Here is a 26485-nt window from a genome sequence, read left to right as displayed (position 1 = left end):
GAACAATGCCCCTCATTTCTCCCTGGCGTGGCGACTTCCCCGCTATCGCCGCCCTGCAACGGCAAGGCCAGACCTATCTGGACAACGCCGCCACCACGCAAAAACCCCAGGCGCTGATCGATGCCCTGACTCATTACTACGTCAACGGTGCCGCCAACGTGCATCGTGCCCAGCATCTGCCGGGCGCACACGCCACCCAGGCGTTTGAAGCCAGCCGTGGCAAGGCCGCGCACTGGCTGAATGCCGGCGAGAGCGGACAAATCATCTTTACCCACGGGGCCACTTCTGCGCTCAACCTGCTGGCCTATGGGTTGGAGCATAGTTTCACTGCGGGCGACGAGATCGCCATTAGCGCACTGGAACATCACGCCAACCTGCTGCCGTGGCAGCAACTGGCTCAGCGCCGCGGCCTGAAACTGGTGATACTGCCGCTCGATCCCGATGGTGTAATCGACTGCCATGCTGCGGCCAGTCTGATCGGCCCTCGCACGCGTCTGCTCGCAGTCAGTCAGTTGTCCAACGTGCTCGGCACCTGGCAGCCGCTCGCCCGCCTTATCGCACTGGCGAAAGCGCAAGGTGCGCTCACGGTCGTGGACGGATCACAAGGTGTGGTGCATGGACGCCACGATGTACAGGCACTGGGCTGCGACTTTTATGTGTTTTCCAGCCACAAGCTTTATGGTCCGGAAGGGCTAGGTGTGCTGTACGGACGCAACGACGCGCTACCGAACCTGACGCACTGGCAGTTCGGCGGCGAGATGGTGCTGACCGCCGATTATCAACACGCGAAATTTCGCCCGGCACCGCTGGGCTTTGAAGCGGGCACCCCGCCCATCGCCAGCGTGATCGGTCTGGGCGCTACGCTGGCTTACCTGGAAAGCCTTGATCATCAGGCGGTCGCGGAACACGAAGCAAATCTGCACCGTCGCCTGCTTGAAGGCCTGCAAAGGCGTGAAGGTATTCAGGTATTGGGCTCACCGGACCTGGCACTGGCCAGTTTCGTCGTGGACGGCATACACAACGCCGATCTGGCTCATTTGCTGACCGAACAGGGTATTGCCGTGCGCGCTGGTCGTCACTGCGCGATGCCACTGTTCGATACACTCGGTCTGCCCAGCTCAATTCGTGTTTCACTTGCGCTCTACAATGATTCAGATGACTTGCTGCGGTTTTTCAGCGCACTGGATCAGGCACTGGAGCTGCTTCGATGACCCTCCCCGCATTGGCGCAGACCGCGCTCGACAGCTTTTCCCAGCCACAGAGCTGGGAACAGCGCGCACGCCTGCTCATGCAATGGGGGGATCGCCTCCCCTCGTTGCGCGACGAAGAAAAGACGGACGACAATCTGGTACACGGCTGTGAAAGCAAGGTCTGGCTGACGGGCGAAGTCAGCGCAGGAGCCTGGCTGTTCAGAGCCAGCAGCGACGCCCGGCTGATTCGAGGTCTGGTGGCGCTACTGCTGGCCCGCGTTAACGGGCTGTCGGCGCCGGAGCTGGAAGCCGTGGACTTGTCTGACTGGTTCGGTCAGTTGGGCCTTGGTCGCCAGCTCTCACCGTCACGCAGCAACGGCCTGAATGCCGTGCTACAGAAGATGCGCCAGCTGACTCAAGCCTGATCGGGCGTTGCAACCGCTGGCTTGACCCGCTCCGAAGGCCGTCGCGCACCTGCAACCAGCTTGTCCACTGCACGCGTGGCGGCGACCATGCCGAACGTGGCAGTGACCATCATCACCGCGCCGAAGCCGCCTGCACAGTCGAGCTTTACACCCTCACCGACGAACTTCTTTTCCAGGCAAATACTGCCATCAGGCTTGGGATAGCGCAGCTGTTCGCTGGAGAACACGCAAGGCACGCTGTAGTGGCGGTTAGGCGTGCGTGAAAAGCCATAGTCGCGACGCAGGGTGGAACGTACCTTGGAGGCCAGCGGGTCGTTGAACGTGCGGTTCAAGTCGGCGATCTGAATCAGGGTCGGATCAATCTGCCCACCGGCACCACCGGTGGTGACCATCTGGATCTTGCGCCGCTTACACCACGAAATCAGTGCTGCCTTGGCGTTGACGCTGTCGATACAGTCGATCACGAAATCCATGTCCGGGGTGATGCACTCAGCCATCGTGTCGCGGGTCACGAAATCAGAAACCGCATGCACGATGCAATCAGGATTGATCGCGCGAATCCGCTCGGCCATCACTTCGACCTTCGGCCGACCGACTGTGCTGTCCAGTGCATGCAATTGGCGGTTGCTGTTGCTGACACAGACGTCGTCCATGTCAAACAGCGAAATCTCGCCCACGCCACTGCGTGCCATGGCTTCCGCCGCCCACGAGCCCACGCCGCCGATACCGACCACTGCCACATGAGCCGCGCGCAGGCGCGCCAGGCCTTCAATGCCGTACAAACGGGCGATGCCAGCGAAACGTGGATCTTCTGCGCTCATGATCAATACCTCAAAAACCGGCGCGCATTATAGGGGTTTGTGGGAGGTTAAGGCACCCGGCTTGTCGCCCCGTCGAAATCAGGGCTGAAGGGGCAAAAGCTATCTCGGGCCTCTCATATAACCCCTTTCGCTCCGCACAAAGCCTCTACAAACATATTTGTCCGACCCGCGAGCAAATAAGAGACGAGACTTCCGGTCCGGGCCCGAGATTCTGGATAGCCATACTGTTCGCACAATCCCTCCCTTATCTGGCAGCCATCATTATGGCCGTCCTGTCTGCTCACGCGACCCGCCCTGCGCTGTCGACTGCTTGACATATCCACAGCACACAATAAACGACGGCCCCAGGTCGTCGTTTTGCTTTAAGATATCCGCCTTTTCGCGCCCAAAGTCTTGCTACCGGAGTTCTGTACATGACTGCCCCTACCGACCTGTCGCCCACCCTTCAACTTGCCTGCGATCTGATCCGCCGCCCGTCAGTGACGCCGGTCGATGCCGACTGTCAGGCAGTGATGATGCAACGCCTGGGCAATGCCGGCTTCAAGCTGGAGCCCATGCGTATCGAAGACGTCGATAACTTCTGGGCCACACACGGCACTACCGACGGCCCGGTACTGTGTTTCGCAGGTCATACGGACGTGGTCCCTACCGGCCCGGTGGAGAACTGGCAGAACGACCCGTTCGATGCGTTGATCGACGAGCACGGCATGCTCTGCGGACGCGGTGCAGCGGACATGAAAGGCAGCCTGGCAGCCATGCTCGTTGCCGCCGAGCGCTTTGTAGCCGATCATCCGAATCACAAGGGTTCGGTGGCATTCCTGATCACCAGTGACGAAGAAGGCCCGGCGCACCACGGCACCAAGGCTGTCGTCGAACGTCTGGCAGCGCGCAAGGAGCGTCTGGACTGGTGCATCGTCGGCGAACCTTCGAGCACCACGCTGGTGGGCGATGTGGTCAAGAACGGGCGTCGTGGCTCGCTGGGCGCCACCCTCACCGTGCGCGGCAAACAGGGCCATGTGGCTTACCCGCATCTGGCGAAGAACCCTATTCACCTTGCAGTTCCGGCACTTGCCGAACTGGCTGCAGAGCACTGGGACCATGGCAACGATTTCTTCCCGCCAACCAGCTTCCAGATCTCCAACCTGAACGCCGGCACGGGTGCAACCAATGTCATCCCGGGTGATCTGGTGGCAGTGTTCAACTTCCGTTTTTCGACCGAGTCGACCGTCGAAGGCTTGCAGCAGCGTGTCGCCGCCATCCTCGACAAGCATGAGCTGGACTGGCATGTGAACTGGGCGTTGTCCGGCCTGCCGTTCCTGACCGAGCCGGGCGCATTGCTGGACGCCGTCTCGTCCAGCATCAAAAGCGTCACGGGCCGTGACACCAAAGCCTCGACCAGCGGCGGAACCTCCGACGGCCGTTTCATCGCGACCCTGGGTACGCAAGTGGTTGAACTGGGGCCGGTCAACGCGACGATTCACCAGGTCAACGAGCGGATTCTGGCCAGCGATCTCGACGTGCTGACCGAGATCTACTACCAGACCCTGGTCAAGTTGCTCGCCTGATGCTGACCTGCCCGATCTGCTCTGCGCCGCTCAGTACCGCCGACAACGGCGTGGTATGCCCGGCCAACCACCGCTTCGACCGTGCACGTCAGGGGTATCTGAACCTGTTGCCGGTGCAGCACAAGAACAGCCGCGACCCCGGCGACAATCAGGCCATGGTTGAAGCACGGCGGGACTTCCTCAACGCCGGGCATTACGCCCCGGTAGCCCGGCGGCTGGCTGAACTGGCCGCCGAGCGCTCCCCCGCGCACTGGCTGGACATCGGCTGCGGCGAAGGTTATTACACCGCGCAAATAGCCGAGGCCCTGCCCCACGCCGACGGCTATGCGCTAGACATCTCCCGCGAAGCCGTGAAACGCGCCTGCCGTCGTGACCCCAGGCTGACCTGGATGGTTGCCAGCATGGCCCGTGTTCCCTTGCCGGATGCCAGCTGTCAGTTTCTGGCCAGTGTGTTCAGCCCGCTGGACTGGCTTGAAGCCAAGCGCTTGCTGACGCCTGGCGGCGGACTGATGCGGGTCGGCCCGACCAGCGAACATCTCATGGAACTGCGTCAGCAGCTTTATGATGAGGTCCGCGATTATGCCGACGACAAGCACCTGTCCCTGGTGCCACCCGGCATGCAGTTGCAACACAGCGAAACCCTGCGCTATACGCTGAAGCTGATCGACGGCCAGTCCCGTGCCGATCTGCTGGCCATGACGCCTCACGGGTGGCGCGCCAGCGCCGAGCGCCGGACTGCCGTCATTGAGCAATCAGGACCTTTCAAGGTCACCGTTTCCATGCGCTACGATTATTTCGTGCTGCAATAAGCATTCAACAGAGGCACCCATGCGCCAACCCGATATCGAGATTTACCTGAAAGACGAAGACGTCGACCACAAGGCCATCGCTCAATGGTTGAGCGTCGCCCTGGGCCCGTGCAGTGACTGGAACCAGAAAGGCCAGACCTGGAAGTGCAAGGCCGGCAATGTGACCGTAACCTGGCTGCCCAAAGCAGTCGGTAAATGGAACAGTCTGCATCTGGACAGCGATCAGACCCCGTGGGAAGACGACATCGCCTGCGCCCGTGCGGCATTCAAAGCCTTGAACGTCGAAGTGCGCTGCGCACCCGGCACCTGGGTTGAAGAAGAAAGCGATGAAACCGCCGACCGCTGGATACGCGTCAGCGCCGATGGCGAGGAAGAAATCACCTGGCGCACCTCTTAACCCTTTCGCAGCGACGGCATCAAGATGTGCCGTCGTGGCTCTCGAAGGTGGCCGCTCAGTATTTACTCTTCTACAAACACCAGGCTTTTTGCCGATCGCTTCGGGATACGTCACACTGACGCCCATCTCGGGCAGTCGCCCGTCCCTGACTCAGCAGAAGCCGTATGACCCGTTCTCCGTTCCGTCGTCTTGTGTTCGGCACCCTGCGCCGATTGTTGTATCTCTGGGTGCGCTCGGAAACCATCAATCAGTCGTCTTTTACGCTCAACCTGGACCGTAGCCGTCCGGTGTTCTATGCCCTGCAGTCGCCGTCGATCAGCGATCTGGCGGTGATCGACACAGAATGTCGCAAGGCTGGCCTGCCTCGCCCCGTATTGTCGGTAGCGGTCGGCAACCTGATAGAGCCAGCTGCATTCTTTTACCTGACTCCGGCACCTGACTGGCTTGGCCGCCAGGACAAGCGCGGCGCACCGCCGACACTGGAGCGTCTGGTCGCAGCCGTGAGCCAGAACCCCGGCGAAGATGCGCAGATCATCCCGGTCAGCGTGTTCTGGGGCCAGTCACCTGACCGCGAGTCCAGCGCCTGGAAACTGCTGTTCGCCGACAGCTGGGCAGTGACCGGTCGCTTGCGTCGTCTGGTCAGCATTCTGATTCTGGGTCGCAAGACCCGTGTACAGTTTTCCGCGCCCATTCACATGCGCGAGCTGGTGGGTGAAAACAAAGGTTACGAACTGACCCTGCGCATGACCCAGCGTCTGCTGCGCGTGCACTTTCGCAACCTGAAAAGCGCGGTCATCGGCCCGGACGTTTCGCACCGGCGCACCGTGGTCAAAGGGCTGCTGGACGAGCCGCTGGTCAAGCAGGCGATCATCGAAGAAGCCGAACGGGAGAACATCACCCAGGACAAGGCACGGGACCGGGCGCTGAGCTACGGCAACGAGATCGCCTCGGACTACACCTATTCCGTCATCCGCTTCATGGAAGTCGTCCTCAGCTGGTTCTGGAACAAGATTTACGACGGCATCAAAGTCAGCCACATCGAAGGCGTGCAGGAAGTGGCGCCAGGGCATGAAGTCATTTACGTCCCTTGCCACCGCAGCCATATCGATTACCTGCTGCTGTCCTATCTGTTGTTTCGCAACGGGCTCACGCCGCCGCACATCGCTGCCGGCATCAACCTGAACATGCCGGTCGTCGGCAGCCTGCTGCGCCGTGGCGGGGCGTTTTTCATGCGCCGCACATTCAAGGGCAACCCGCTGTATACAGCGGTTTTCACTGAGTACCTGCACACGCTGTTCATCAAAGGATTCCCGGTCGAATACTTTGTCGAAGGCGGTCGCTCGCGGACCGGGCGCATGTTGCAACCGAAAACCGGCATGCTTGCCATCACCCTGCGCAGCTTCCTGCGCAACTCGCGGATGCCGATTGTGTTCGTCCCGGTGTACATCGGCTATGAGCGCGTGCTGGAAGGCCGTACCTATCTGGGCGAATTGCGCGGAGCGACCAAGAAGAAAGAGTCGATCTTCGACATCTTCAAAGTCATCGGTGCGCTGAAGCAGCGTTTCGGCCAGGTATCGGTGAACTTCGGTGCCCCCATCAAGCTGGCCGAATTCCTTGACGGCGAACAACCGGACTGGCGCGAGCAGGCGCTGGCACCGCAATTTCGCCCGGAATGGCTGAGCGAAACCACTCATCGGCTGGGTGAACGTGTGGCCCAGCACCTGAATGAAGCCGCCGCCGTCAACCCGATGAACCTGGTTGCTGTGGCCTTGCTGTCAACGCAAAGGCTGGCGCTGGACGATCAGGCCATGGAGCGTGTTCTCGACCTTTACCTGACGCTGCTGCGCGCCGTACCTTACTCGCCGCACACCACGTTGCCGGAAGGCGACGGGCGCTCGCTGATCGAGCACGTCAAAGGCATGGACCTGCTCGCCGAACAAAAAGATGCATTGGGCAAAATTCTGTACCTCAACGAACAGAATGCAGTCCTGATGACGTACTACCGCAACAACGTCTTGCACATCTTTGCCCTGCCCGCATTGCTGGCCAGCTTTTTCCAGAGCTCGTCGCGCATGAGCCGCGAACAGATCCTGCGCTACACGCGTGCGCTGTACCCGTTCCTGCAATCTGAATTGTTCATTCGCTGGCCGCTGAGCGAGCTGGATGAGGTGGTCGATCAATGGCTGGCTGCGTTCGTCGAGCAAGGCTTGCTGCGCTTTAAAAAGGACGTCTATGTGCGTCCGGAGCCCAGCTCCCGCGAGTTCGTGCTGCTGACCCTGTTGTCACGGGCCATCGCGCAGACCCTGCAGCGCTTCTACATGGCAATCGCCTTGTTACTCAACAGTGGACAGAACACGTTGAGCGCCGAGCAGCTGGAAGACCTGTGTACGGTCATGGCCCAGCGCCTGTCTATTCTGCATGGCCTTAATGCACCAGAGTTCTTCGACAAGAGTCTATTCAGGCACTTCATCCAGACCTTGCTGGACCTGGGCGTGCTGCGCAAGGACAGCGCCGGCAAGCTGAGCTATCACCCGATGCTGGGCGAACTGGCAGAAGGTGCGGCCAAGCGGGTGTTGCCGGCCGAAATCCGTCTGTCGATACGGCAAGTGGCGTTACACAGCAATGAAGAAGAGCAGGATGCGGGAAATGGTGAAGGGGTAGCGTAGGGCTTTTCCGCAATTAGCCGGGGATATTTAGGCACGTGTTTTATGCTCCCCGGCCGCTGCCAAGGTGTGGTTTGTACCCATGACTGGTACTCATCACACTCAATAAGGAAATTGAAATGTCCAGCGAACCCCTGGTACGTCTTCAGGGTGAAGTTTATTACCTGCCACGCCTCTCTCTGCCAACTGGCTGCAAGTTGATTGTCACCCTGAGTGACAGCAGCCTGGCTGATGTGCCAGCCACTGTCATTGACGCCCGCGAAACACAGATTACCCAGCAAGTGCCATTGCCGTTTGAACTGGGCTATGCCGCAGGATCAGAGCGGTCTGAAGATCAAGGTCATTCAAGTGAACGGTTGATTGTTCTTCGCTGCAAAGGCTTTCATCAACGGCGCGTTTTCAACGCGCCGTTGTTGTTTTTGTTGTTGCACGCCGCATCATTTCCATCGGCACTAAACAGCACTGTTTCTTTCCGGCTTCGGGTGGATACCGCAAGTTCCTGATACGCTTGATCCCGTACCCACTTCTCACAAGGACGCTCTCATGCCTCGCTTTTCGTTCACCTTCGCTGGTCTATGCGCCGGGCTGCTGCTGTCGGCCAACGTCTTCGCCCTGTCGCTGAACGACCTCTCGCAATCGGATGCGACCGGTGGTCTCAAAGACGCGCTGACCCAAGGCGCACAGGTCGCGGTCAAACAGCTCGGTGTTCCCGGCGGTTTCAGCAAGAATGAAGCGGTGCGTATCGAGCTGCCAGGCAAACTCGGTCAGGTCGCGAAAAAAATGAAAATGCTTGGCATGGGTGCTCAGGTCGATCAGCTGGAAACCAGCATGAACCAGGCCGCCGAAGCTGCAGTGCCTCAGGCTCAGGCGTTGTTGGTAGACGCCGTGAAAAAGATGAGCGTGACCGACGCCAAGGCCATTTTAAGCGGCGGGAAGGACTCGGCCACCCAGTACCTCAACAGCACCAGCCGCGAACAGATCCGCGCCAAATTCCTGCCTATCGTCAAGAAATCTACCGATCAAGTCGGTCTGGCACAGAAATACAACGCATTCGCCGGCAAGGCGGCGGCATTTGGCGCGCTGGACAGCAAAAATGCCAACCTTGAAAGCTACGTGACCGAACAAGCGCTGAACGGGCTGTTCGAGATGATTGCAAAACAGGAAGAAAGTATTCGCGCCAACCCGGCGGCGGCCGCTACAGGCCTGGCGAAGAAGGTATTTGGCGCGCTTTGAGTGCAGGGTTAGCGCCTGTATTCACGGGCGCATCTGCGTTTGATTCGGGCTCAGGCCGTCGACGCTACAGGCGCTATGCACCGCTATCGTCTGTGACTGCCTTAGGCTTCAAGGCCTTCTTCGGGTAGATGTCGTAGCGGCTGGATTTTCCATCCAGCGCATAACCTGGCGTTGGCCCGTCAATGCAGGGGGCCTTGCGCGGGCGTTTGACCACCACACGGTGGGTGGCAAGCGCAAGAGCCGCTTCCAGCAATGCAGGCGCATCCATGTCATCGCCGACCAGAGGCCGGAACAGGCGCATTTCCTTTTTGACCAGAGCGGTTTTTTCCCGATGCGGGAACATCGGGTCGAGGTAAATGACCTGCGGCGGCTCCGCTGTCCAGCCACGAATGATTTCAATGGAGTTGCCGGTCAACAAATGCATCCGGGCAACGATCGAACCCACATCACGATCATCGCGTCCGCGCGCCAGACCGTCTTCCAGCAGTGCAGCAATAATCGGCTGACGCTCGATCAGGCTCAGCTCGCAACCAAGACTTGCCAGCACGAACGCATCCTTGCCCAAACCTGCCGTGGCATCCAGCACGCTGGGACGAACGCCTGGCTGAATACCGACGGCCTTGGCAATCATTTGCCCGGTGCCACCGCCAAACAGACGACGATGTGCCACTGCACCCTCGACAAAATCAACTCGCACAGCGCCAGGCGCATCGTCGCCCAACTGCTGCAATTGCAGGCCATCGTCGGTCGATTGCAACGCAAAATCAGCTTCCGCGTCGTGCAACGGCAAGCCTAGACGCTGCGCCCAATGCTCCGCCTGCTCCTGCCCTGCGACCGCGAGCGCTTCGACCCGGATACGACTGCCTGTTTGCTGCTCAATCATTACGCCCACACACTCAAAAATTGTTAATGATCGGCAAAGTCTGCCGATAACCAAGTATCCGGCATTTTGCCAGACCCAAGGCCAGTACTGATCGCTATGTCAGAGATTGTTCAATCATCCATCGGCTATTTGTCGCACTCAGGCGACTTTAGCGTTCGCAACAGCCGCACACTGGGTGGTGTGACGCAGCTGTGGTCGGATGCATTTGCCCGAGCGATGGCGGATCAGGTCAGTGAAAGCACTCCCGTGCCGGTGCACCCGACGGCCGTTGAAGTGGATGTTGAAACAGGCGAACCGGTCGCTGGCGCAAAAACCCTGAGCAAGATTGTCGAGCAACGTGCCTGCCCGGTCACCGACACCGAGGTCAAACCACCTGAGCCGCTGTTCCTGCCGATTGCCGAGTTCGACCTTGACTTGCTGCCGCCGCCTGCCGAGCCCTTCAGCATGGCTGAGCTGATCGAACAACAACGCCATCTGGAATTCGAGAGCCACTGGGTACGCCCTACCGTTCTGAACCCGTACAGCGACAGCGTCAACCCGGGCCCCGGCCCTCAACCGCGCCCATTGCACCTGCCAATCGCCGAATTCGAATGGGAACTGGCCGACAAGCCTGCCCTGCCCCTGGATGAGCAGACCATTGCTGCCCAACAACGCCAGTTCGACTACGAGAACGGCTGGGCTCGCCCGCTGATCCTGCAGAATCTGCGGATGGCGGCATAAGCCCCAACGCTCTTGCCGGCAGCTTACAGGCTCGCTACCTACACACCGACCAGCGCCCCATATCAACGTGAAAATGATCGCGATGCGCCGCGTTGTACTCAGGCCCGAGCACCGTACTGAAGTTTTTGCAGGCGCCGTCACGTAACAGCCTCAGAAAACGCCCCTTGTCCCCTTCGTCGTCCCAATCCTTGAGAACCCCGATGCGCTGACCGTCTGCGAGGCGAAAACCTGCCATATCCAGTGCATTGGCGGTCGCGTGCTGACTGAGGCGGCCGTTGGCCCGGTTGTAGATGTTGCGGCAGGCAAAGCTGCCCAAGTGATCTACTCGCGCTACCCGCTGGCCGAAAACCGCTTGGGCAGCGGGCTGCAAGGTGTGGACATCGAACAGCGCATAGGCCACCGCCAATGGGCAACTGGCCAGGAAACTGCTGCTCAGCGCCACGTCGCCGCCCTGAATGCGCAGGGTATTTTCCAGAGGGCAGCGAGCAGAAGGTTCACTGTCGGCCTGACGACTGAAACGCAGCCCGGACGTACTCAGCACCTGGTCGCACAGCGCAGGGTCGTTCTGCAGTCGTGACAGCTTGTAAGACGTCAGAAAATTGGGCTCGGCCCGCACATCCAAAGGCGCCCAGGGGTTCCAGCGCGCAGGCACATCGACCCAGCCTCGCCAGACTGCAAACGCCCCTATTGCACAGAGCAGCAGGAATACCAGCATCACGCGCATGCTAAGCCCATGCTCCATACAACAGGGGTGGATTTGACGAAAGGTTTGTAAGTGGGTGGCAAATAGCGCAGTTGCGAATCCATAAGCGGGCTCTCCACAAGGTCGGGCTCTGTCAGCCCCCTCTGGAAGACCTCAGAGCAAGCCCAACTGTTCCACTTGAGGCCCACGATCCAGCTCAAACAATGCCGGCAAGCCAGGCAATCGCGCCATCAGTTGCTGGTGAAAGCGCATGGCCTGCTCGGCAGCCCTGACGTTGTCCGGGGTGTGCAGGAAGACATAAGGCGTGCGCCCCTCTTCGATCCACACGGCGACCTTTTCCACCCACTGCACCAAAAACTGATCATTGGCCTCCAGGTCAGGACCGCCGATGAAACGGACCTGGGGAAACAGCGTCAGCGCAGCCGGACGCGGTGGCACCTTGGGCTTTTTCGATTGCGCGTGCAGGACTGCGGGATCGCTCGATACACAGCTGAACAATGCCCGGGAGTCGAGACAGATGCGCTCGACGCCTCGATCCAGCAGCAGGCGATTGAGCATGCGTTCTTCGTCACCTTTCATGAAAAAGGCCATGTTGCGCACTTCCACAGCCAAAGGCACATTGAGTTCATCGAGGAACCCGACCAACTCGGCAAGGCGCTGCGGTGTGAAGCTGGCGGGCAACTGAAGCCAGAATGGCGCAATCCGCTCACCCAACGGCGCGAGCAGACGGATGAATTCCTCGGCGGCGCCCACCTGATCACGCAGGTCGCCGTTGTGGCTGATGTCTTTGTGAAATTTCGCAGTGAAACGAAAATCGGCAGGCATTATTTCCGCCCAGCGTTGCACCGTTGTGGCAGCTGGACGGGCATAGAATGTGGTGTTGCCTTCGACAGCGTTGAATACCTGAGTGTAGAGATTCAGGAAATCATTGGGGCGGGCGTCTTCCGGGTACAACGAGTCTCGCCAGGCGTTTTCACTCCATGACGGACAACCGAGGTAGTAAGGCAGGCGAGACACAGTCAAACGTGAAGATCGAGCCCCGATACTTCAAGGTCCCAATCGACAAAGCTGGCGGTGGTCAGGTAGCTGGCCAGTGCGTGAGCGACACGAGAGCTCATGGAGCGCGGGAAAATGATGTCTTGCGGACGCGCAGGCACATTCGCAGTGCTGCCAATCGGTGAATCACCCGCATCGCGACGAGCCTGCGCCGGAGGCGGCGGCAACTCGGCATCAACTACGACTTCCTCGAAAGAGCCTTCAACGGTCGAAGGCGTTTTCTGCGGCTTGCGCTTGATGGGGTAAGAGCGTGATGAGGTTCCGTCTATGCGCATCGATTATATACTCGGCGTCGATAGTGGCAATTTAGCGTTACTACCTTGTAGTTCGCAAATTGCTTAACGATAACTAGACCACACATATTGCAAATTGTTTTCGCCAAATGAGATTAAAGACCATTCAGACGATAAACGGTAGCTGGCGAATTGATATTTTTCCAGCTATAGACGGAATAGCATGACTTGGACAGGCACGACAGCAGAACACTGTGGCGTGCCTTGAAGCCAATCACATCAACGCGCTTTGGGTGTTGCAACCTTGTCGCGCAGGTAGACCGGCTGGGCGTCGTCTGCCGGCAGGGCTTCGCCACGCGCCCAGGCGAAGGACGCCAGCGTCAGCAAGTCCTGCGCATGGGGCAGCATGCGTGCGTCATGCCCGGCAAGACTGACCGGAATACGCTCGGCATAGCCCCAGCCGGTACCGGCACCAAACCATTGTCCACTGGTGTGCGCAGGCAGCGTCGCCAACTCGGGCGCCATGACCGCCTCGTTGCCGAGCAGACGCATCTCCCCGGCTGTCTCGTGATAGCACCCCCAATACACCTCATCCATGCGTGCATCAATGGCCGATGCCACCTGAGACACGCCATGCTCACGAAAGGCACGCTGGGCCAGCACGGCAAGATTGGAAACAGGCAATACCGGGCGCTCTAGCGCGAACGCCATGCCTTGCACGACACCAATGGCAATGCGCACGCCGGTGAAAGCGCCAGGGCCGCGCCCGAACGCGATGGCATCCAACGCCGACATCGCGATACCCGCCTCGGCCAGCAGGTCCTTGATCATCGGCAGCAGCCGCTGGGCATGCAGGCGCGGGATCACCTCGTAGTGGCTCAGCACTTTGCCGTCGTGCAGCAAAGCGACCGAGCAGGCTTCAGTGGCGGTATCCAGGGCCAGCAAGGTGGTCATCGGTGTTTCCATCATGGTCAAGGTGAAAAAGTGCAGCAGTATAAATGACAAATGGCCCGCAAGCGGGCCATATATTGTTCAGACTGAGAGTCTTACTTCTGTGCTTCAGGCTCCAGTGCTTTCAGTACTTTTGCAGTGATTTCTTCAACCGAGCCAACACCTGGAATATGGCTGCACTTGGGCTTGCCGTTCTTTGCTTCCAGCTTGCTGTAGAACTCGACCAGCGGCTTGGTCTGGGCATGGTAGACCGACAGGCGATGACGCACGGTTTCTTCGACGTCGTCCTTGCGCTGCAACAGCGGTTCACCAGTCACATCATCGATACCCTCGACTTTCGGCGGGTTGAAAATGGTGTGATAGATGCGACCAGAGCCTTCGTGAACCCGGCGGCCCGACATGCGCTTGACGATTTCTTCGTCATCAACGGCGATTTCCAGCACGTGGTCGATTTCCAGACCTGCTTTCAACAGGGCTTCGGCCTGAGGAATGGTGCGCGGGAAGCCGTCGAACAGAACGCCGTTCGAACAATCCGGCTGGGCCAGACGATCCTTGATCAGACCAATGATCAGGTCATCGGAAACCAGACCACCCGAGTCCATGACGCTCTTGGCCTTCAGGCCAAGCTCGGTTTCAGCCTTGACTGCAGCGCGCAGCATGTCGCCTGTCGAAACCTGCGGGATGCCGAAATTTTCAGTGATGAATTTTGCCTGAGTACCTTTACCGGCCCCGGGAGCTCCTAGCAGAATCACGCGCATCGTCATGCTCCTCAAAATTTTTATAGTGAAATCAACGGATTCGCCTCGGGGGCCAATCTAAAAATAATCAGGCCAACAGGCCGAAAGGCTGATCAAGATACACAGCCGACCGAGGCCGCACAAGCCGCCAAAAGTCGCATTAACCGCGTGCGCACCGGCTTGCGCGCCCCGATTGTCGAGCGGCGTGACCTGTATCAACGTTTCCGGCAGGCCAACCTGCAAACCCGGTCTTGCCAATGCCGGGCCAAAACGGCCCGGCAATTAAAGTAACGCGCGTGCTCAACCAGTGTTACGCAGACCAGCAGCGATCCCGGCTACAGACACCAGCAGCGCCAGTTCCAGAGGGCTGTCCAGACTGGCTTCGCGACTGCGGGAGCGGGACAGCAGCTCGGCCTGGAGCAAATGCAACGGGTCGAGATAGGTGTTGCGCAGACTGATGAATTCCAGCGTTTCAGGGCTGTGTGCCAGGAGTTGCTTCTGCCCGGTCAGCCCCAGAACCACCTTGCACGCCTGCGACAATAGGTCGCGTAAATGTGCGCCCAAATGTTGCAGCTCAGCACTGACCAGACGTTCGTCATAGAGTCGGGCAATGTCCGAATCAGCTTTGGCGAGGACCATTTCCAGCATGTCGATGCGGGTTCTGAAAAACGGCCACTGTTCGCGCATTTGCGCCAGCACCGCACCCTCGCCGCGCTCCAGAGCCTTGCTCAGTGCGGCTTCCCAACCCAACCAGGCGGGCAGCATCAAACGCGTCTGCGTCCAAGCGAAGATCCACGGAATGGCGCGCAGGCTTTCCACGCCACCTTCGCGGCGCTTGGCCGGGCGACTGCCGAGTGGCAGGCGCCCCAGTTCCTGCTCGGGCGTTGCCTGACGGAAATACTCGACGAACTCAGGGTTCTCGCGCACTACCGCGCGATAGGCGCTGACCCCGTCAGCGGCCATCTGGTCCATCATCGTCCGCCAAGACGGTTGCGGAGGTGGTGGCGGCAGCAGGGTCGCTTCCAGCACCGCTGCCAGATAGAGATTGAGGTTCTGTTCGGCGATGTCCGGCAGGCCGAATTTGAAACGAATCATTTCCCCTTGCTCGGTGGTCCGGAAGCGCCCGGCTACCGAACCTGGCGGCTGCGACAGAATCGCCGCATGCGCGGGGCCGCCACCACGACCAACCGTACCGCCGCGACCATGAAACAGCAGCAGTTCGACCTGCTGTTCGCGACAGATCTCCACCAGCTTTTCCTGCGCGCGGTACTGGGCCCAGGCCGCCGCCGTAGTGCCCGCGTCCTTGGCCGAGTCGGAATAACCGATCATGACTTCCTGCGGGCCGTGCAGACGCGAACGATAGCCAGGCAAGCCGAGCAGCGTCTCGATCACCGGCCCGGCGTTGTCGAGGTCAGCGAGGGTCTCGAACAACGGCACCACACGCATCGGCCGTTGCAGCCCGGATTCCTTGAGCAGCAACTGCACGGCCAGCACGTCGGATGCCGAACCTGCCATCGAAATGACGTAAGAGCCCAGCGACGCTGCCGGAGCTGCTGCCACTACCCTGCAGGTTGCCAGCACTTCTGCGGTGTGGGCTGCCGGTTTGAAGTAGCTTGGCAGCAACGGCCTGCGGTTGTTCAGTTCGCGCAACAGAAAGTCGATGCGGGTCTGCTCGTCCCACTCTTCGTAGCGACCCAACCCCAGATAATCGGTAATTTCAGTCATCGCCGCACAGTGGCGACTGGAGTCCTGGCGGACATCCAGACGCACCAGAAACAGGCCGAACGTGACGGCACGGCGCAGGCAATCCAGAAGCGGCCCGTCGGCAATCACGCCCATGCCGCACTCATGCAGCGACTGGAAGCACAGCAGCAGCGGGTCCAGCAGCTCGCGGTTGTCTCGCAGCACCGCTTCAGGCGCAGGCAAGGTCTCGCTCAATGAGGCATTGGCCCAATTGCGCGTCGCGCGCAAGCGCTCACGCAGACGCTTGAGTTCTGCCCGATAAGGCTCGGCACTGTCACCGACGCTGGCCCGCAAGGCGTCGCTGGCCTGTTGCATCGACAGCTCTGCGGCCAGGTTGTCCACATCACGCAGATACAGGTCAGCCGCCATCCAGCGCGCCAGCAACAACACTTCACGGGTAACTTTGGCCGTGACGTTCGGGTTGCCGTCACGGTCTCCGCCCATCCAGGAGGCAAAGCGGATCGGCGCGGCTTCCAGCGGCAAATGCAAGCCGGTCGCTGCGTGCAGTGCATGGTCAGCCTTGCGCAGGTAGTTCGGAATGGCGTGCCAGAGGGAGTGCTCGATAACCGCAAAACCCCATTTGGCCTCATCAACCGGCGTGGGACGGATACGCCGTATCTCTTCGGTATGCCAGGCCTCGGCGATCAGACGCTGCAAGCGCGAGGTAATCTGTGCGCGCTCGGTGCTGTTGAGGTCGCGATGATCGAGCGCGGCCAACTGCGCAGCGATGGCGTCGTATTTCTGAATGAGCGTACGGCGCGCAACTTCGGTGGGGTGAGCCGTCAACACCAGCTCGATTTCCAGCTTGCTCAGTTGGCGCGCCAAGGCATCAGGCGTGTGACCTTCCGTTTTCAGGCGGTCAAGCAGCTCGGGCAACACCCGCGACTCAAAGGGCAGAGGCTGGGTATCGTCACGGCGATGCATGAGCTGATACTGCTCGGCAATATTGGCCAGGTTGAGAAACTGGTTGAACGCACGGGCCACAGGCAGGAGTTCGTCATCACCCAACCCGTCGACACTGGCGCTGAGTTGCTCGGCACCTTCTGCAGAACCGCGCCTGCCCGCCTTGGCGCCTTTGCGAATACGTTCGATCTTGTCGAGGAATTCAGCGCCTCGCTGCTCACGAATCGTGTTACCCAACAGCTCACCCAGCAGGTGAACGTCTTCGCGCAGACGCGCATCGATATCGGCCATCGTTCCTCTCCCGTTTTTTGTCTGGGCTCAGTTGCGTACCCGCAAAACAGCGCGGGCGTACGTGAATTCGAATCCGCATTGCCAACAGTGCACCAAAAGCCTGCAATTGGACAAATGGTTCCACAAAAAGCCGCGCCTCAACGCCTGATTAATCCTGCAGCGACGTCCGCTCACATGCCGATCAACATGCTGACCGCTTCCTGAAGCCCCCTGAAAATTCCTGACCACACAGTAGATATTTATCTGAACTATTCAAAAACAGCGCAGGTCGGAGCCTTTAACCATTACAGGAAAGCCCGAAAGGCAGCAGGCGGTTGTACGACCTCATGCCCGGACTTGATGCAACAACTGTCATGGATAACCACGTTCGGAGTCAGACAATGGAGTTGATCACCATGAACACCTTAACTGCCAAAACCAAGTTCAAAGGCCTGCGCGGTCTCAAGCTGGCTGCGCTGGCGCTCGGTAGCACCTTTATCCTCGCCGGTTGCGCAGGTAACCCGCCATCCGAGCAATATGCAGTCTCGCAATCGGCCGTCAACAGCGCCGTAAGCGCTGGCGGCACCGAATTCGCAGCGGTGGAAATGAAGTCGGCTCAGGACAAGCTCAAAGAAGCTGATCTGGCCATGCAGGATCACAAGTACGACGAAGCTCGCCGCCTGGCTGAACAAGCCGAGTGGGACGCTCGTGTAGCAGAGCGCAAATCTCAGGCCGCCAAAGCTGCCAAGGCTGTGCAGGATGCTCGTCAGGGCGTCAACGAACTCCGTGAAGAAGGCCTGCGTCAGGTGCAGTGATTGCCCTGAACCCTTTCTGTTTTCATGAATTCGTAACTGATTAAAGGACGACCATATTATGCGTAAACAATTGATGATCCCTGCTCTGCTGGCCATGAGTGTTGCCCTGGCAGCCTGTGCAACCAAGCCTAACCCTAATTTGGAACAGGCCCGCAGCAACTTCACCGCGCTGCAGACCAACCCGGAAGCTACCAAAGTCGCGGCGCTTGAAACCAAAGACGCCAGCGAATGGCTGGCCAAGGCAGAACAGGCTTTCCGTAACGATGATGACGTCAAGAAAGTTGACCAACTGTCTTATCTGACCAACCAGCGCGTAGAGCTGGCCAAGCAGACCATCGCCCTGCGCACCTCCGAAGCTGCTCTGCAGAATGCTTCTGCCGACCGCGCCAAGGCACGCCTGGAAGCTCGTGATGCTCAGATCGCTGCGCTGAAAAACAGCCTGAACGCCAAGCAGACCGAACGCGGTACGCTGGTGACTTTCGGTGACGTGCTGTTCGACTACAACAAGGCCGATCTGAAGCCGACCGCTCAAGGCGACATCGGCAAGCTGGCTGCTTTCCTTCAGGAAAACCCTGATCGCAAAGTGATCGTTGAAGGCTACACTGACAGCACAGGTTCTGCTTCCTACAACCAGTCGCTGTCCGAGCGCCGCGCCAATTCGGTTCGCATGGCACTGGTACGTATGGGTGTAGATCCAGCACGCGTTGTGACCATGGGTTACGGCAAGGAATATCCGGTTGCTGACAACACCAGCAACTCGGGCCGTGCCATGAACCGTCGTGTGGAAGTCACCATCTCCAACGACAACCAGCCTGTTGCACCGCGCTCGTCGATGAAATAAGCGACTGAGCCGCTGCACTGAAGCCCCGCCTGCGCATACAGGCGGGGCTTTTTAATGCCGAAAATTTATCGCCGTGTTTATTGCTGTGGCGTCTGCTGGCCGATGCACCGCACCGCTTGCCTGTGGTCATCGATCAACACACCTGACAAGCCCTTTCGCGATGTGTCGAACAGCACCAGCACGCCATCAACGCATTGCGCCACCTCGACAGCTGGCGTCGCGGCGATCTTGTAGTCCTCGCCTGGCACGGTCTTGAGCAGAGTGAATTCGCCGAGCAGCAATGCATCCTCAGGCTTTGCGAAGTGCAGGTAGCCGTAAAACCACAGACAGCCGACGGTGCCGATGACTGCACCGACGGCGCTGAGAATCATACCGTTGACGTTACGGTCGCGGCTCATGGCGCTGGCGGTGTATCGGGGATCGGATAGTTGGGCACTTGCGCAAGACGACGCAGGCCATTGAAATGCGTCGGGTCGTCCAGATAGCGCAGCATCACCTGACGCCAGAGAGGGTCTGCGAACGTCTGTACGTGCTCACCACGGGTCAATTGCAATACGCGCGGTGGAGGCGCAGCCTTGTACAGTTCGATACCGTTGGCGAGCGGCACCAGTGTGTCGTCCATGCTGTGAAAGATCAGCATCGGTGTGCCGGCCAATCGTGGCAGGCCGTTGACGGCACTGTCAGCCTCCGGGATCAGCCAGGACAAGGGCGTCTTCAATGGCCAGGTCAGCCACGACTTGCTCAGCGAGTTTCGCGCGACACTGCGATAGCTGGCCGGCACGCTGTCCAATACCAACGCCTTGAGCCGCGAACGCTCCTGCGGGTGTTCTGACAAGTAGTGCACCGCCAGCGCTCCACCAATGCTTTGCCCCAGAACCACAAGGGGTTTGCCTTGCACTTGCGGTGCAGTGTTCAACCAGTCGAAAGCGGCCTGAACATCCTGATAGACCGCCGGCAGGCTCGGTTCGCCCTGCGACTCGCCATAGCCACGGTAATCCAGCATCAGCACCTGATAACCCTGCTCGGGCAACCACCAGACGCCACCAAGGTGCCAGGACAGATTGCCGCCGTTGCCATGCAGATGCAGCACCGTACCCTTGACCGGCACACCCTCTTTCGCGGGCAGCCACCAGCCATGCAGGCGTGTACCGTCGGAGGCGGTGAGGTTCACGTCCTGATACTGTAAACGAGCCTTGTCTGGTGTGAACGGAACACCTTGCTCGGGATAGAACAACATCGAACTGCAGCCTGTGAGCGCGAGGACCAGGGTGAAGATGCCGAGCAGTTTCAAATGAGGTTTCCTTGTTGTTTTCATCGCCACATCACTGCCGTGCTGGCGCAGAGCAATGGCACGATAGTTACAAGATTATCGTTCCTCACGCTCCAGCGTGGGAATGCCGTTCTGGACGCTCTGCGTCCGATCCTGACTGTGCAGCGCGGCGCAGATTTGTGACGCCGAGCGTCACCCACTGCGTGCCAACGCGGAGCATTGGCACGATAGTCAGTTCGGCCTACAAAATATTCGAGTAGTCCGCTTCGATACGGTCCAGGCTCAGGTGGTTGAGGAAGTTGGAGAAGCACATCCAGGCCGACAGCGCGTTCATGTCACGGAACTGCTCAGGCAGGTATTTGGGTGCCACTACCAGTCCTTCGTCTACCAGTTGGCGCAAGGTACGCATGTCTTCCAGCGTGGTCTTGCCGCAGAACAGCAGCGGCACCTGTTCAAGCTTGCCCTTGCGCACGGCCAGCTGAATGTAGTTGTAGACCATGATGAAACCCTTCAGATAGGACAGGTCTTTAGTGAACGGCAAGCCGTTGGGCACCGAGCCGCGGAATACGCGACTGGCATTACCATAGCTCTCCGACATGCCGAAGCCCTGCTCGCGGTAGAACTCGAATACCTGCAGAAAATCAGCGCCCTGCTCGGCCATGTGAATGGCGCGGGTGCGATTGGTCAGTTTGCGCAAACGGCTGGGGTAGGAGGCAAAGGCGATGACTTCCATGAGAATCGCCAGGCCTTCCTGAGTCACCGTCGATGAAGGCGGACCTTTGGAAAGGAACGTACAGATAGGCTGGTTTTGCCCGTTCAACGTGGTGCCCACATGCACCAGCCCTTCGTGAACCTCCAGTGCCCGTACATCCCGCTCGTTGAACATCGCATCGGTGCGGATCTTGATGTAGTCGGCACCGGCAGCCGCGTCGGCGACGATACCGTCAGATTCGAAAACCCGAATGGTCTCCTCGGCTTCACCGAACACACGGTTCAAACGCGATTGCAGCAACGAAACAGCGTCCTTGGCCGTGAGGGTTTTCGGCTCGTCCTTAAGGTCACCACGCCCGGCGATGTTGTTCAGGTAATCCGAGAGCATCAGGCCCAGATCGGCCAGCGTCGGGTCACCGGCGTGAAAGGCATCGGACGCAGCGCCATACAGCTCCTGCGAGATCAGCCCGAAGTCAGGCGTGCCACGCGCTTCGAGCATACGCACCACCATGCGGTACTCACGGCACATGCGGCGCATGATCTGCCCGACCGGGTTGAACTGCCCGAGTTGACGCGTGACATCCCGCTCGATGTTCTGAAACTCTTGTTTCAAGGCGACCGAATCGAAGCCCAGCGGACGGTTTTCGTAATAGGCACGGTCCACGGCAGGAAGTGCCTTGCCCTTGGCGGCCAGAAAGTCCTTGCGAACTGTCTCATCCCATTTAACTGCATCCAGAATGCGAATCGGCGTCTGTGCAACGACGATCCGATCCGATAACGCACGAATAGTCTGTTGATACTCGTCCACCGGTACTCCTTGGCTGGCTGTTTCGCTACTGCTCGGCGGCATGAGAACACGCCACCGCTGGAAAATATCGAAATTGGCAGGGTCGTCAAGCCGTCTGAACCGCCGACCCAGAGCACGTCGAACGAAGTATAGTCACCCTCGAACCGGCTGCGGCGTCCCCAGAACCAGACGCATCTGCCGGGTGAGAATACAGAGCATTTCTTCGTCCGCCTGACGCTGTGGTCCATGCAGCAGGCCTTGATACTCAATGCGCCGGATGAGCCCCGTCAACACCTGAGCATCCTGATAGGGCTGCAACGAGCCAATCACCTGAAAGAACTGACAACTGCCTTGCAGCAGAATTTCCTGATGGGCCATCACCAGCGGGGTCAGACGCGGGTTGATCAGCGCTTCGTGGTAGAACGCCTGCTCGGCGATCAGGTAGTCGCGTCGGGTCAGCAATTGATGCCGGATATGCTCCATCACCATACGCGCAATATCGTCGGCCAGCCGAAAACGGTCGGTCGGGCTGCCCGAACTGCGGCTCATCATCTCACGCAGAACACCTTCGGTGTTCTGCCAAAGCCGCGCCAGGTAATCGGCACTGCGCTGTACATACTGGGCAAAGGCATCGGTGAGCAGGTCATTGATGTCCTTGAAGTAATAGGTGGTTGCCGACAACGGTACGCTGGCCTCAGCGGCCACTGCGCGATGACGTACAGCGCGCACGCCGTCGCGCACCACGATGCGCATGGCCGCATCGAGAATGACCTGTCTGCGTTGTTCACTGCCTTCGCGGGCCGCCTTGCGGCCTTGATACTTGACACTTTTGGCCACCGCGCTCGCTACTCCGGCGGCCCCTTCTCTGGCAATCGTCACGACAGCTTCCTTTTTGAATCGTCCTGAAAAACACCTAAAAAAAAGCCGCTCATTGAAGGCGGCTATTTTTTCATTGATTACGCTTGCGGGCGCATGTGCGGGAACAGAATGACATCGCGGATCGAAGGCGAGTCGGTGAGCAGCATCACCAACCGATCGATGCCGATCCCTTCACCCGCAGTGGGCGGCATGCCGTATTCCAGCGCACGCACAAAGTCGGCGTCGTAGTGCATGGCTTCGTCGTCACCGGCATCCTTGTCGGCCACCTGAGCCTGGAAGCGTTCGGCCTGATCTTCGGCGTCGTTGAGCTCGGAATAGGCGTTGGCGATTTCACGGCCGCCGATGAACAACTCGAAACGGTCGGTTACGCTCGGGTTTTCGTCATTGCGACGAGCCAGCGGGGACACTTCGAACGGGTACTGAGTAATGAAGTGCGGCTGTTCCAGCTTGTGCTCGACCAGCTCTTCGAAAATCATCACCTGCAATTTGCCCAGGCCTTCGAAGCCGAGCACCTTGGCACCGGCCTTTTTAGCAATGGCACGAGCCTTGTCGACGTCCTGCAGATCGGCAGCGGTCAGATCCGGGTTGTACTTGAGGATCGAGTCGAACACCGAAAGGCGCACAAACGGTTCGCCGAAGTGGAACACCTTGTCGCCGTAAGGCACGTCGGTGGTTCCCAGAACCAGTTGAGCCAGTTCGCGGAACAGCTCCTCGGTCAGGTCCATGTTGTCTTCGTAATCGGCGTAGGCCTGGTAGAACTCGAGCATGGTGAACTCGGGGTTGTGCCGGGTCGAAACGCCCTCGTTACGGAAGTTTCGGTTGATCTCGAAAACTTTCTCGAAACCACCGACCACCAGACGCTTGAGGTACAGCTCCGGCGCAATGCGCAGGAACATTTCCATGTCCAGCGCGTTGTGATGGGTTTCGAACGGCTTGGCTGCCGCACCGCCGGGAATGGTCTGCAGCATCGGCGTTTCGACTTCAAGGAAGTCGCGCTTCATCAGGAAGCTGCGAATGTGAGCGATAACCTGCGAGCGCACACGGAAGGTTTCGCGCACGTCTTCGTTGACGATCAGGTCGACGTAACGCTGGCGATAGCGCTGCTCGGTGTCGGTCAGGCCATGGTGCTTGTCGGGCAGCGGACGCAGCGACTTGGTCAGCAGGCGAACGGTGGTCATCTCGACGTACAGGTCGCCCTTGCCGGAGCGTGCCAGGGTGCCTTCGGCAGCAATGATGTCGCCCAGGTCCCAGGTTTTCACCTCGGCCAGGGTTTCTTCAGGCAGGGTCTTGCGGTTGACATAGACCTGAATACGCCCGGTCATGTCCTGGATCACCATGAACGAGCCACGGTTGAGCATGATGCGACCGGCAACCTTGACCGGAATCGCTGCCTCTGCCAGTTCTTCCTTGGTCTTGTCGACGTACTGTTTCTGCAAGTCGTTGCAGTAGCTGTCGCGGCGGAAGTCGTTGGGGAAGGCCTGACCCTTGGCACGGCCTGCAGCAAGCTTTTCCTTGCGCAGGGCGATCAGGGTGTTTTCTTCCTGTTGCAGGGCTTGCGGGTCGAGTTGTTGGTCGCTCATGTCTTTAAATATTCCATCACAGGTTCGCCCTCGTCTTGCGACGAGGGACTTGAGGTGTCGGCTGACGGTTTACAGCCCTTGCTTGAGGCTCGCGATCAGGTATTCGTCGATATCGCCATCAAGCACCTTGTCGCAGTCGCTGCGTTCGATGTTGGTCCGCAGGTCCTTGATACGCGAGGCGTCCAGTACATAGGAACGAATCTGATGACCCCAACCGATATCGGACTTGGTGTCTTCGAGCGCCTGGGACGCTGCATTGCGCTTCTGCACTTCCTGCTCATACAAACGGGCCCGCAGCATTTTCATGGCGGTGTCCTTGTTCGCATGCTGGGAACGTTCGTTCTGGCAACTGACCACGGTGTTGGTCGGAACGTGGGTGATACGAACCGCCGAGTCTGTGGTGTTTACGTGCTGACCACCGGCCCCGGAGGAGCGGTAGGTATCGATGCGCAGGTCCGACGGGTTGATGTCGATTTCGATGTTGTCATCGATTTCTGGCGAAACGAACACGGCCGAGAACGAGGTGTGGCGACGGTTGCCGGAGTCGAACGGGCTCTTGCGCACCAGACGGTGAACGCCGATCTCGGTACGCAGCCAGCCAAAGGCGTATTCACCCTTGATGTGCACGGTAGCGCCCTTGATACCAGCGACTTCACCGGCAGACAGCTCCATGATGGTGGCGTCGAAACCGCGCTTGTCAGCCCAACGCAGGTACATGCGCAGCAGAATGTTGGCCCAGTCCTGCGCTTCGGTGCCGCCGGAACCGGCCTGGATATCCAGGTAGGCGTTGTTGGGGTCCATCTCGCCACTGAACATGCGACGGAATTCGAGCTTTTCCAGCGATTCGCGCAGGCGCTCGACTTCGGCAGCGACGTCATCAACGGCGGCCTGGTCTTCTTCTTCGGCAGACATCAGCAACAGGTCTTTGGCATCGGCCAGACCCGAGGACATTTCGTCCAGGGTTTCTACGATCTGCGCCAGCAGGGAGCGCTCACGCCCCAGTTCCTGGGCGTAGGTCGGGTTGTTCCAGACGTTTGGATCTTCGAGCTCGCGGTTGACTTCGGTCAGACGATCATGTTTGTGATCGTAGTCAAAGATACCCCCGAATGGTTTCGGAGCGCTCGGACAAATCCTTGATGCTGTTTAGGATCGGGTTGATTTCCATGGTAGGCAGCACTCGCAGGCGAAATTTTCAAAGCCGACGAGTATACCCCAGGCAAGACCACGAAAGCAGCCCGTCGAGCAGGCGTTGTGAGGCCTATTTTACCGGTCACTGGCGGCGTCAGCCTGCCGCAACCTGATTGCGTCCATTGTTCTTGGCCAGATAAAGCCCCTTGTCGGCATCCAGAATCAGCTGACGGCTGTGCATCCCGACCTGCGGCGTCACGGTAGCGACGCCAATACTTACGGTAAGGCTGGAACCCGGCGTTGGAGCGATATGCGGGATGTTCATGCCTGACACGCTCTGGCGCAGTTTTTCAGCCAGCAGACGCGCCCCGCCCGGAGAGGTATTGGGCAGGACCATGGCAAACTCCTCGCCGCCGTAGCGCGCGGGCAAGTCGGACGGGCGACTGCAACTGTTGCGGATGGCTTTCGCCACTTGACGCAGGGCCTCGTCGCCCTCCAGGTGCCCGAAGTTGTCGTTGTAAGCCTTGAAGTAGTCGACATCGATCATCAGCAGCGACAACTGCGCCTGATCGCGAATGGCACGTCGCCACTCCAGCTCGAGGTACTCATCGAAATGGCGGCGATTGGACAGCCCCGTCAGGCCATCGGAGTTCATAAGGCGTTGCAGCACCAGGTTGGTGTCAAGCAACTGTTGCTGGCTGACCCGCAGGGCACGATAGGCCTCGTCACGCTGCAACAGTGTCATATAGGAGCGCGAGTGGTAGCGAATGCGCGCCACCAGTTCGATGTTGTCCGGCAGTTTGACCAGATAATCGTTGGCCCCGGCCGAGAACGCGGCGCTCTTGATCAGCGGGTCTTCCTTGGTGGACAACACGATGATCGGGATATCGCGGGTCAACGGGTTGCTGCGGTACTCGCGAACCAGCGTCAGACCGTCCAGGCCCGGCATGACCAGATCCTGAAGAATCACGGTCGGTTTGATCTGCACGGCCTGGGCAATTGCCTGATGCGGGTCGGCGCAAAAGTGGAAGTCGATCGATTCGTGGCCAGCCAGCCCACGCCGGACAGCCTCGCCAATCATGGCCTGATCATCAACCAGAAGCACCATGGCGGTGTTCTCATCCGGGGTCTTGATCTCATCCGTCTGCAGGTCATGCATAGTGTTTCTCCTG

26 protein-coding genes are annotated in these 26485 nt (G+C 59.3%); 11 read left to right on the top strand and 15 right to left on the bottom strand.

Annotation, left to right across the window (positions count from 1 at the left end; genetic code table 11):
* The first annotated feature begins 5 nt into the window (after positions 1-5).
* Together RYC18_RS16580 and RYC18_RS16575 are read left to right on the top strand one after the other, a co-directional pair.
* Entirely contained in the window at positions 6-1211 is a 1206-nt protein-coding gene (locus RYC18_RS16580) for an aminotransferase class V-fold PLP-dependent enzyme (RefSeq protein ID WP_005743426.1), read from the top strand.
* A complete protein-coding gene (locus tag RYC18_RS16575) occupies positions 1208-1615 on the top strand; it encodes a SufE family protein (protein WP_005743425.1) in 408 nt (135 codons plus the stop codon). Before RYC18_RS16580 ends, RYC18_RS16575 begins: the two co-directional genes overlap by 4 nt.
* On the opposite strand, the gene tcdA is transcribed toward RYC18_RS16575, so the two are convergent.
* Complete coding sequence (tcdA, locus tag RYC18_RS16570; protein ID WP_005743424.1) at positions 1606-2436, bottom strand: tRNA cyclic N6-threonylcarbamoyladenosine(37) synthase TcdA; 831 nt, start codon at positions 2434-2436, stop codon at positions 1606-1608. The two genes, RYC18_RS16575 and tcdA, sit on opposite strands and share 10 nt — an antisense overlap.
* A 413-nt stretch (positions 2437-2849) precedes the next feature.
* Here tcdA and dapE point away from each other — a divergent pair, with 413 nt between their 5' ends.
* The 6 genes from dapE to RYC18_RS16540 all read left to right on the top strand — a co-directional run bounded on the left by dapE (position 2850) and on the right by RYC18_RS16540 (position 9103).
* On the top strand, positions 2850-4001 hold the full coding sequence (gene dapE, locus RYC18_RS16565) for a succinyl-diaminopimelate desuccinylase (RefSeq protein WP_002554740.1): 1152 nt from the start codon (positions 2850-2852) through the stop codon (positions 3999-4001).
* On the top strand, positions 4001-4810 hold the full coding sequence (locus RYC18_RS16560; protein ID WP_002554741.1) for a putative RNA methyltransferase: 810 nt from the start codon (positions 4001-4003) through the stop codon (positions 4808-4810). The genes dapE and RYC18_RS16560 overlap by 1 nt, the downstream gene beginning before the upstream one ends.
* 19 nt (positions 4811-4829) lie before the next feature.
* Positions 4830-5207 (top strand): hypothetical protein, encoded by a 378-nt coding sequence (locus tag RYC18_RS16555; protein ID WP_005743422.1) that lies wholly within the window; start codon positions 4830-4832, stop codon positions 5205-5207.
* A gap of 164 nt (positions 5208-5371) precedes the next feature.
* Positions 5372-7873, top strand: coding sequence for a glycerol-3-phosphate 1-O-acyltransferase PlsB (gene plsB, locus RYC18_RS16550; RefSeq protein WP_057405438.1), 2502 nt, complete (start codon positions 5372-5374; stop codon positions 7871-7873).
* Positions 7874-7989: 116 nt separating this feature from the next.
* On the top strand, positions 7990-8373 hold the full coding sequence (locus RYC18_RS16545) for a YbaY family lipoprotein (RefSeq protein ID WP_057405437.1): 384 nt from the start codon (positions 7990-7992) through the stop codon (positions 8371-8373).
* A gap of 40 nt (positions 8374-8413) precedes the next feature.
* Positions 8414-9103 (top strand): DUF4197 domain-containing protein, encoded by a 690-nt coding sequence (locus tag RYC18_RS16540; protein ID WP_002554745.1) that lies wholly within the window; start codon positions 8414-8416, stop codon positions 9101-9103.
* Positions 9104-9176: 73 nt separating this feature from the next.
* On the opposite strand, the gene RYC18_RS16535 is transcribed toward RYC18_RS16540, so the two are convergent.
* Complete coding sequence (locus RYC18_RS16535; protein WP_057405436.1) at positions 9177-9986, bottom strand: class I SAM-dependent methyltransferase; 810 nt, start codon at positions 9984-9986, stop codon at positions 9177-9179.
* A gap of 96 nt (positions 9987-10082) precedes the next feature.
* Between RYC18_RS16535 and RYC18_RS16530 the strand changes: the two genes are divergently transcribed.
* Entirely contained in the window at positions 10083-10706 is a 624-nt protein-coding gene (locus tag RYC18_RS16530; RefSeq protein WP_002554747.1) for a hypothetical protein, read from the top strand.
* A 34-nt stretch (positions 10707-10740) separates the two neighbouring features.
* On the opposite strand, the gene RYC18_RS16525 is transcribed toward RYC18_RS16530, so the two are convergent.
* From RYC18_RS16525 to ppc, 6 genes are all read right to left on the bottom strand, one after another.
* A complete protein-coding gene (locus RYC18_RS16525) occupies positions 10741-11430 on the bottom strand; it encodes an extensin family protein (RefSeq protein WP_057405435.1) in 690 nt (229 codons plus the stop codon).
* Between the two features lie 132 nt (positions 11431-11562).
* Complete coding sequence (locus tag RYC18_RS16520; RefSeq protein WP_004657977.1) at positions 11563-12426, bottom strand: DUF72 domain-containing protein; 864 nt, start codon at positions 12424-12426, stop codon at positions 11563-11565.
* A gap of 2 nt (positions 12427-12428) precedes the next feature.
* On the bottom strand, positions 12429-12740 hold the full coding sequence (locus tag RYC18_RS16515; RefSeq protein WP_002554750.1) for a hypothetical protein: 312 nt from the start codon (positions 12738-12740) through the stop codon (positions 12429-12431).
* Positions 12741-12977: 237 nt separating this feature from the next.
* Positions 12978-13652 (bottom strand): tRNA (adenosine(37)-N6)-threonylcarbamoyltransferase complex dimerization subunit type 1 TsaB, encoded by a 675-nt coding sequence (gene tsaB / locus RYC18_RS16510; RefSeq protein WP_005778403.1) that lies wholly within the window; start codon positions 13650-13652, stop codon positions 12978-12980.
* Between the two features lie 92 nt (positions 13653-13744).
* Positions 13745-14407 carry an adenylate kinase gene (adk, locus tag RYC18_RS16505; RefSeq protein ID WP_316886504.1) on the bottom strand — a complete coding sequence of 221 codons (663 nt, stop codon included), beginning with the start codon at positions 14405-14407 and terminating at the stop codon, positions 13745-13747.
* 279 nt (positions 14408-14686) lie between these two features.
* Positions 14687-17323, bottom strand: coding sequence for a phosphoenolpyruvate carboxylase (ppc, locus tag RYC18_RS16500; RefSeq protein ID WP_316886503.1), 2637 nt, complete (start codon positions 17321-17323; stop codon positions 14687-14689).
* A gap of 380 nt (positions 17324-17703) precedes the next feature.
* Here ppc and RYC18_RS16495 point away from each other — a divergent pair, with 380 nt between their 5' ends.
* Entirely contained in the window at positions 17704-18117 is a 414-nt protein-coding gene (locus RYC18_RS16495) for a DUF4398 domain-containing protein (protein WP_004657980.1), read from the top strand.
* A gap of 58 nt (positions 18118-18175) precedes the next feature.
* Positions 18176-18958 (top strand): OmpA family protein, encoded by a 783-nt coding sequence (locus RYC18_RS16490; protein ID WP_002554755.1) that lies wholly within the window; start codon positions 18176-18178, stop codon positions 18956-18958.
* Positions 18959-19035: 77 nt separating this feature from the next.
* Here the strand turns inward: RYC18_RS16490 and RYC18_RS16485 are convergent, their stop codons facing one another.
* The 7 genes from RYC18_RS16485 to RYC18_RS16455 form a co-directional block, all read right to left on the bottom strand.
* Positions 19036-19356: a hypothetical protein gene (locus tag RYC18_RS16485; RefSeq protein WP_002554756.1), complete on the bottom strand. Its 321-nt coding sequence runs from the start codon at positions 19354-19356 to the stop codon at positions 19036-19038.
* Positions 19353-20249 (bottom strand): alpha/beta hydrolase, encoded by an 897-nt coding sequence (locus RYC18_RS16480; protein ID WP_316886502.1) that lies wholly within the window; start codon positions 20247-20249, stop codon positions 19353-19355. Before RYC18_RS16480 ends, RYC18_RS16485 begins: the two co-directional genes overlap by 4 nt.
* Before the next feature lie 220 nt (positions 20250-20469).
* Positions 20470-21789, bottom strand: coding sequence for a flavohemoglobin expression-modulating QEGLA motif protein (locus RYC18_RS16475; RefSeq protein ID WP_316886501.1), 1320 nt, complete (start codon positions 21787-21789; stop codon positions 20470-20472).
* Positions 21790-21879: 90 nt separating this feature from the next.
* Positions 21880-22605, bottom strand: coding sequence for a TetR/AcrR family transcriptional regulator (locus tag RYC18_RS16470; protein WP_054077580.1), 726 nt, complete (start codon positions 22603-22605; stop codon positions 21880-21882).
* Between the two features lie 77 nt (positions 22606-22682).
* Positions 22683-24185 (bottom strand): lysine--tRNA ligase, encoded by a 1503-nt coding sequence (gene lysS, locus RYC18_RS16465; protein WP_005732488.1) that lies wholly within the window; start codon positions 24183-24185, stop codon positions 22683-22685.
* Between the two features lie 69 nt (positions 24186-24254).
* A protein-coding gene (gene prfB, locus RYC18_RS16460) for a peptide chain release factor 2 (RefSeq protein ID WP_099259081.1) occupies positions 24255-25350 on the bottom strand; the annotation gives its coding sequence in 2 pieces (ribosomal slippage) (positions 24255-25277 and positions 25279-25350; 1095 coding nt in all).
* Between the two features lie 117 nt (positions 25351-25467).
* The gene (locus RYC18_RS16455) at positions 25468-26472 is read right to left on the bottom strand and encodes a PleD family two-component system response regulator (RefSeq protein WP_002554762.1); all 1005 of its coding nucleotides are present in this window, start codon (positions 26470-26472) and stop codon (positions 25468-25470) included.
* Between the last annotated feature and the right edge of the window lie 13 nt (positions 26473-26485).

It is taken from the genome of Pseudomonas syringae group sp. 247E2, from assembly GCF_032587795.1.
GTDB lineage: Bacteria > Pseudomonadota > Gammaproteobacteria > Pseudomonadales > Pseudomonadaceae > Aquipseudomonas > Aquipseudomonas amygdali.
Note: the sequence above shows the minus strand (reverse complement) of the source record. Positions and strands in the feature narration are given on the sequence as shown.